This is a genomic window from Kocuria sp. APC 4018 (assembly GCF_030407675.1).
GTDB classification, from domain to species: Bacteria; Actinomycetota; Actinomycetes; order Actinomycetales; family Micrococcaceae; genus Kocuria; species Kocuria rhizophila.
Genome location: NZ_JASDCY010000084.1, coordinates 1 through 7,444, shown reverse-complemented (window position 1 = coordinate 7,444; position 7,444 = coordinate 1). Strand labels below are relative to the sequence as shown.

The following is a 7,444-nucleotide window of genomic DNA, read 5'->3' as shown; positions in this document are numbered from 1 at the left end:
CCGCGCGAGGTGTGGCTCGGGGACCGCGGGGACGAGGGCCGCACCGCCGCGGAGAGCGGACTGTGGACCTCGGCCACGTTCTCGTTCATGCTCTGCTGCGTCATTCGGTGGCTCCCTGGTGCTCAACGGCGCGGTCCCCGGCGGGGAGCGCGGTCGGTGCGGGGGCCATGGCGGTGGACCCCGTGCTGTGCTGCGTGATGGTCTCGGGTCCCGACGCCGCGGCGTGGGATCCCCGGCGCGTGGCGGGGGCCGCGGTGGGCAGCACCTGCGCGCTGACCACCTGGTCCCCCGGTTCGAGGTGGCGGATGGGGTTGCCGCCCCAGTTGCCGTCCGAGGGCACGGTTTCCTGGCGCATGACCAGGGATCCCGGTGCCACGGTGGTGCGCTCCTCGATCGTGGCGCCCGGCAGCACGAAGCTGTTGGGGCCCAGCGTGGAGCCCCGCCGCATGGTCACGGGCTCCATGCGCATGATCCGGTCGTGGAACAGGTGGGTCTGCAGGACCGTGCCGCGGTTGACGGACACGTTGTCCTCGAGGCGCACCAGGTCGAACTCGGGCAGCCACCAGGTCTCGCACCACACGCCGCGGCCGATGTGCGCTCCCATCAGCCGGGCCCACACGTTGAACAGGGGCGAGCCCACGCTCAGGCGGATCATGGAGGGCACGGCCAGGGACTCGGCGAACACGTCCGTGAGCTCGTTGCGCCACACGAAGGAGCTGAACAGCGGGCGCTCGCTCTCCCGGAAGCGACCCATCAGGGCCCACTTCACGAGCACCGGCACCAGGCACGCCACGGTGCTGGCCACGGTGAGCACCACACCGGACCATGCGAAGGCGGCGATCACACCGCTCCACCCCATCCCGTGGGACATGTAGATGTCCGTGAGCACGTACACGATCACCAGGTCCAGCCACGCCGAGACCATGGCGGGCAGGAAGCGGAAGAGCTCCACGAACGCCCGCGCCGCCTTGAGCCGCCGCTGCGGCTGGAACGTGGACTCGGCATCCGCCTCCGTCTTGGCGCGCGCGATCGGCGCCGCAGTGCGGCCCAGCCAGGAGGACCCGGCCGGTGCGCGGTGGGGTGCGGAGCTGAGCACGGCCACCAGTGCGTCCGCGGGCAGATCCCGGTCCGGTCCCACGATCCCGGAGTTGCCCACGAAAGTGCGCTCACCGATCACGGACGTGCCGATGTGCAACCAGCCGAAGCCCGCGCGGTGGGACGTCACCAGGGCGTGGTCGGCGAGGAACGAGCCGTCCTTCAGCGTGGTGAGGTGCGGGATGGTCTCCGCGGTGGAGATCTCCACGTTGCGCCCCACCTTGGCGCCGAGCAGCCGCATGAACCACGGGGTGATGCACGAGGCGTAGATCGGGTAGGTGGAGATCAGCGTGCGCTGCATGAGCGTCTCGGTGAGCCACATGGCCCACCCCACCGGTCCGTTCTGGGGGAAGTACCCGGGGACGATCATCCCGGAGACCAGGCGCACCAGGCCCACCACGAGCAGCAGCCACACCACGGCCGTGACCACGGTGAACACCGGAACCCACACGGCCACGATCGGGAACACGACCTCGTACTCCTGGATGGTGACCACGCGGGTGAGCACGATCAGCGCACCGGGAATCAGCGCCAGGAAGGGCAGCAGCCCCACCAGGACCGCGCCTCCGGAGAACGCCAGGTGGCTGGTGAGCGCCCCCCAGGTGCGCATCCCGCCCGTGACCTCCGGGGAGTCCTCCGGCCAGGTGGTTCCGGCGTTGCCGTGGTGGCGCAGGGGCGAGCCGCCCCACAGCTCCCCCGCGGGCACCGCGCGGCTCACGTGGGACCCCGGCAGCACCTCGGCACCGGCACCCACGTGCATCCCGGGATCCACCAGGGTGCGGGTGCCCACGCGTGCGTGCTCCCCGATCTCGATCGCGCCCACGTGGAAGACGTCGCCGTCCAGCCAGTAGCCGGAGAGGTCCGCCTCGAACTCCACGGTGGCGTGGTCCCCCACGCGCACCAGGCCGGTGACCGGCGGGGTGTTGTAGAGGTGCGCGTCCCGGCCCACCGTGTTGCCGAACAGCCGGTGCAGGGTGCGCGCCATGGGTGTGCCGGTGAGGACGTCGTACTTGTTGTAGACCACCACGCGTTCGGCGGCCCACACCCGCAGGTGGTTCCAGCTCCCCCGCGGGTAGTGCCCGGGCTTGAGACCGGCGGTGAGCGCACGCACGGTGGCCGCGCCCACGAGCACGCGTCCCGGCAGCGAGAACATCACGAGCCAGCCCACGACCAGGGGCAGCAGCGGCGGGGTGGGCACCCACCCGGCGTCGGCGACGACCGCGAGCAGCCACACCACGATCAGCGAGCCGAGGACGTAGCGGAAGCCGTTGAGCACGTTCAACGCCAGGATGAAGGCCCCCTGGAACCAGCCGGCGGCCGCGGGGACGGGGTCCGGATCGCGCTTGACGTCGTGGGACTCCCCGAGCGTGGCCAGGTAGCCCGCCATGGACTCGAGGGTGGGGTGGGCGTAGATCTTGGCGATCTCCGTGTCCGGGTGGCTCCGGCGCAGCGCCGAGACCAGACGCGCGAGGGCCACCGAGCTGCCACCCATCGCGAAGAAGTCGCTGTCCGCGGCGAACGGCAGGGGCCCGAGCTGGTCAGCCCACAGCTCCGCGAGCCACGCGAGGTCACCCTCGAGGGGCGCGGAGCCGTCGTCGTTGGTGGTGGGCAACGGCCACGGCAGGGCCTTGCGGTCCACCTTGCCGGAGGTCTTCATGGGCAGCTCGTCCATGAGGCACAGCGCGGGGACCATCCCTCCCGGGAGCCGCTCCACGAGCCAGCGGCGCGCTTCCGAGAGGTCCACGGACCCCTCGTCCTCGGGCACCAGGTAGCCCGCGATCACGCTGCCGCCGCCCGGAGTGGAGTGCACGGCGCACGCGCCCAGCTTCACGCCGGGCACCTGGGTCATCTGGGTGTCGATCTCACCGAGCTCGATGCGTCGGCCCGAGACCTTGACCTGGTCGTCGGCGCGGCCCGCGAAGACGATGCCCTCGGGGTCAGCGCGCACCACGTCGCCGGAGCGGTAGGCGCGCTCCCACCCGAGCGACTCCAGCGGGGCGTACTTCTCGGCGTCCTTGGCGGGGTCCAGGTAGCGGCCCAGGCCCACGCCGCCGATGATCAGCTCACCGGTCTCGCCCCAGGCCACCGGCTCGCCCTGGGCGTCCACGACGGCGAGCTCCCACCCGGGCACGGCGAGGCCGATGCGGATGGGCGCCTCGCCGGTCAGCAGGGCGCCGGTGGCGATCACGGTGGCCTCGGTGGGGCCATAGGTGTTCCACACCTCACGCCCGGGACGCACGAGGTGCTTCGTGAGCTCCAGGGGGCACGCCTCGCCCCCGAAGATGAGCAGCCGCACGCGGTCCAGGGCCTCGCTGGGCCACAGGGAGGCCAGCGTGGGCACGGTGGAGACGGCGGTGATCTGCTTGTCCACGATCCACTGGCCGAGGTCCGGGCCGGAGCGCACGATGCTCCGGGGTGCGGGCACCAGGGTGGCGCCGTGGCGCCAGGCCAGCCACATCTCCTCGCACGAGGCGTCGAACGCGACGGACAGCCCCGCCATCACGCGGTCGCCGGGCCCGAGCGGGCGGCGCTGCAGGTACATCTGGGCCTCCGCGTCCACAAGGGCCGCAGCGGAGCGGTGGCTGATGGCCACGCCCTTCGGCTTGCCCGTGGAGCCCGAGGTGAAGATGATCCAGGCGTCGTCCCGCGTGCGCGGGGTCTCCGTCCGCTCGCCCGTGGAGACGGCCGAGCGGCGCGTCAGTTCGAGACCCTCCCCGAAGACGGCGGCCACACCGGCCTCCTCCCACACCGTGTGGGCCCGCTCGTCGGGGTCGTCCCAGTCCACCGGCACGTAGGCCGCGCCCGCGAACAGCGTGGCCAGGATGGCCACGTAGAGGTCCGCCCCGCCGGAGGGAACGCGAATGCCGACCCGGTCACCGCGCCCCACGCCCATGTCCCACAGGCGCTGGACGTGGACCTCGATCCGGTCCTCGAGCTCTCCGTAGGGGACGGACTCGTGCTCGTCCTCTAGGGCGATCGCGTCCGGGAACTGCGCGACCGTGTCAAGGACGATGTCCACCAGGGTGCGCGGAGCCGGTGGTTCCTCCACCGGATAGACCGCTCTGTCGGGGGCTGCGCCCCGTGGGGCGCCGGCCTCGTGGGCCTCGCCGCTGAGATTGTGGCTGTCCACTGCTGTTGTGCTCCCCCTCGCTAAGGACCAGTGGCGCAGGAGGAGACGGACGTGAGCCTCGGTCAGGTCGCGTCCGCGCGGGTGTTCGGATCAAGCCGCCCGGGTCCCCCGACCCCGACGGCGGCGCGACATCCCGTGAACGCGCCATGGTGCCCAGCGTTGACGTCCCCCTGCTGGTCCAGTGTGTGAGACCAGAGTACGGGAGGCGGTGGTGAGGGGTCCACTACGTGGACCATTGCATGGAGTTGTCGGGAATTCGTATTGCACACCTCCCGGGAATGACGCGCGCACCGCCACGCGGGTTACTCACGGGTATCAGGCAGTGGGCGCGGGGTTCTGCTCCTCGGCCGTGAGCAGGTCGTCCAGGATCTGGGCGTCGGGCATGTCGAAGTGGTTGTGCCCGGGCACGATCTCCAATCGCGTCCGGGTGAAACCGCGCTTCTCGTAGAACCGCTGCCCGTCCCGGGCCGCCCGCAGCGCGTCGAAGTCGGCGTCCGGGTCCGTGCCGGTGTCCTGCGAGCCCGTGAACCACCACATCCTCACCTCGTTCTTCTGCTGCGTGGTGGCCGGCTCGTCCAGGGAATCGGGTGCGCCGCCTCCGCCCACCATCACGGCACCGCCGGTCACGAGGTCCCTGGCGCCGCTCAGAACGCCATAGCTCAGCATTTCCGCGCCGCCGGAATAACCCAGCCAGCTCACTTTGTCGCGGGCCACGGGGAAATCACGCAGCAATTCTTTTTCCGTGAGGGCCCGCAGCCACCGCAGATTGGTGCGGAGCTCCTGCCACCACGTGCAGTCCCCCGCACTGTCCGGGGTCAGCGGCACCGCGAGCAGCGCGTTGTGGGATGCGGCCACGGCCGCCAGGCACGTGGTCCTGCCGCCGGGGTCGTCGAACTCCGCACCGCCGTCCCCGTGCAGGTCCACCACGAGTCCCACCGGCCGGGTGGTGTCCACTCCGCCGTCGACCACGTGGTAGCTGCTCGTGACGCCGCGGTCCGTGAAGGTCTGGTCGAGCCGCCCCAGCGCGCCCGCCTGGGTCTGGTCCTCCGGGGTGTCCCGGGTGGCGCGCGTGACGGTGTGGGGGTGGGCCCTGGGATCGTCCGCCGCCAGCCCGTAGCGGGTGCAGTCGGTGGTGGCCACGGGATCGTATCCGCACGACGTGAGGGCCAGGAGCACCGCGACCGCGACCAGCAGCGTCACGCAGAAGAACGACACCGTGCGGTGCGCGGCGGACGTCGCCCCTGGTCGGGCGGGCGTAATGGGCATGGCCGTCATGGTACCCCGGCGTTCGTCCGCGTCCCGGCCGCCGCAGAGGTCCGGTTCAGACCCTGCGGGGCGGGACCAGTCGCGGCACCACCGCCACCAGGGCCACCATGACGAGCAGCTCCACGAGCGTCTGGGTGACCACCGCCAACGGCGCGAGTCCCGTGTCCCCGGGCAGCGCCAGGGCCAGCGGCAGCACCACGAGCGAGTTGCGGGTGACCCCGGAGAAGATCACGGCGCGGTGCTCGCGCGCGCCCAGTCCCGCCACGGAACCGGCGGCCCGGCCGAGCAGCGTCATGATCGCGGCGAAGGCCAGGTACACCGGGAGGAGGGGAAGCAGCTCGGCCGCCCGGGACCCCACGGCCGCGATCTGCGAGGCCACCACCGTGGCGAGGGTGAGCACCATGAGCGGGACCATGGCCGCGGCCACTCCCGCCTCCCACGCCCGCACTCCCGGCCGGCGCCCGGAGGCCCACTGGGTTGCCCCGGCCGCGAGCAGCGGGACCGCAATCACCACGAGTGCCTCCCCGACGGCTGCCCGGTCGAGTCGAACGGACACGTCCTGCCCCGGGTGCAGACGCAGCAGGACGGGCAGGAGAACCAGCTGCGCGAGCATGAGCACGGGTGCCGCGGACAGCAGCCGTTCGGCCGCGCCGCCCGCGAGACCAGTGAACACGATCACGTAGTCCACGCACGGTGCGAGCAGCACGAGCAGCGCCCCCACGAGCAGGGGCCCCTGGAGCCCCGCGACCTTCACCAGGCACAGCACCACCGCGGGCACGGCGACGAAGTTCAGCACGAGCACGCAGCCGAGGAACCGGAGGTCCCGCAGTCCCTCGCCGAGGCGTCGCAGGGGGATCGCCAGGAACGTGGCGTAGAGCAGCAGGACCAGCACGGGGGCCACCGCGGGTGCGGCGTGGGCGCCGAGGCCCGGCACGAACCACCCCGCGAGAGACCCCGCCGCGATCGCCGTCAGGTACACGAGCGCCTGGTGGCGGTCCAGCAGTCCGAGCATGTCCGTCCTTTCGGGTGACCGTGTGCGGCGGGGCACGCGGGGCCGCGGGTCGTGCCGCACGCCGGAGCGGTGGCCACCCGTTCCCCGACGACGCCAGGGCGACCGTTGCTCGCGTCTGCGGCCCCGTTCGCGGCCACCGGGCTACGGGCCGTCGCCACCCGCCGCCGAGCGCCGTCGGATCTCCGCGGCGAGCGCGCGGAACTGTCCGTCGCGCACGGGCCCCGCCGCGGCTTCCACCTCCGGGTGCCACTGGACGCCGAGCACCCAGGCGGCCCGGTCCTCGAACGCCTCGACCAGACCGTCGGGGGCGTGCGCGGTGGCCGTGAGGCCCTCACCGAGGTCCTTGATGCCCTGGTGGTGCGCGGAGCGGACGCGCACCTCGTGGCGGCCGCCGAGGCTCTGCGCCAGGAGCGTGCGGGGTGCCACCGCGATCCCGTGGTCCACGAAACCGTCGGGTCCCGCGTGCACCACGCGGCTGGGGGCGAGGTCCACGTGGAGCGTCCCGCCGCGGAGGATGTTGAGGACCTGGGCGCCGCGGCAGATCCCGTAGACGGGCAGCTGCGCATCCAGGGCGCGCCGGGCGAGGGTGAAGTCCAGGTGGTCCTGCTCGGGATTCACGTCGTACACGGCGGCGGACATGGCGCCGCCGTAGCGCGCCGGATCGGGATCTCCGCCGCCGGGCAGCACCAAGCCCGCGCAGCCCCCGAGGTCCGCGTCCGGATCCGTGACCACCACGGGGTCCATCCCGGCGAGCCGCACGAGTTCCACGACGTCGGAGAAGATCCTGTTGGCACCGGCCACGCGGGGGTCCCGGTCGTCCGAGCTGGCCAGGCGTGCGGGCACGAGGACCCGGGCTGCGGGCTGCGTCATGCGTCCTCCTGGGGGCTCGGGCTGTCCCGTCGAATCTAGGGCTGCGCGGGCGCCGCGGCAAACCGGGTTCA

4 protein-coding genes are annotated in these 7,444 nt (G+C 72.4%); all 4 read right to left on the bottom strand.

All coding sequences use genetic code 11. The features are described 5' to 3' along the window. Positions 1-100: 100 nt before the first annotated feature. A complete protein-coding gene (locus QL985_RS11425; protein ID WP_039101245.1) occupies positions 101-4,225 on the bottom strand; it encodes a Pls/PosA family non-ribosomal peptide synthetase in 4,125 nt (1,374 codons plus the stop codon). Positions 4,226-4,540: 315 nt separating this feature from the next. After that, positions 4,541-5,491, bottom strand: coding sequence for a hypothetical protein (locus QL985_RS11420; RefSeq protein ID WP_224764812.1), 951 nt, complete (start codon positions 5,489-5,491; stop codon positions 4,541-4,543). A 55-nt stretch (positions 5,492-5,546) separates the two neighbouring features. Beyond that, a complete protein-coding gene (locus QL985_RS11415; protein ID WP_019309048.1) occupies positions 5,547-6,503 on the bottom strand; it encodes a hypothetical protein in 957 nt (318 codons plus the stop codon). 141 nt (positions 6,504-6,644) lie between these two features. Beyond that, entirely contained in the window at positions 6,645-7,373 is a 729-nt protein-coding gene (locus QL985_RS11410; RefSeq protein WP_019309047.1) for a gamma-glutamyl-gamma-aminobutyrate hydrolase family protein, read from the bottom strand. Between the last annotated feature and the right edge of the window lie 71 nt (positions 7,374-7,444).

Bases quoted from the DNA above. Each gene is read 5' to 3' on its own strand.
- QL985_RS11420 (WP_224764812.1), bottom strand. From the start codon at position 5,491: ATGCCCATTACGCCCGCCCGACCAGGGGCGACGTCCGCCGCGCACCGC.
- QL985_RS11415 (WP_019309048.1), bottom strand. From the start codon at position 6,503: ATGCTCGGACTGCTGGACCGCCACCAGGCGCTCGTGTACCTGACGGCG.
- QL985_RS11410 (WP_019309047.1), bottom strand. From the start codon at position 7,373: ATGACGCAGCCCGCAGCCCGGGTCCTCGTGCCCGCACGCCTGGCCAGC.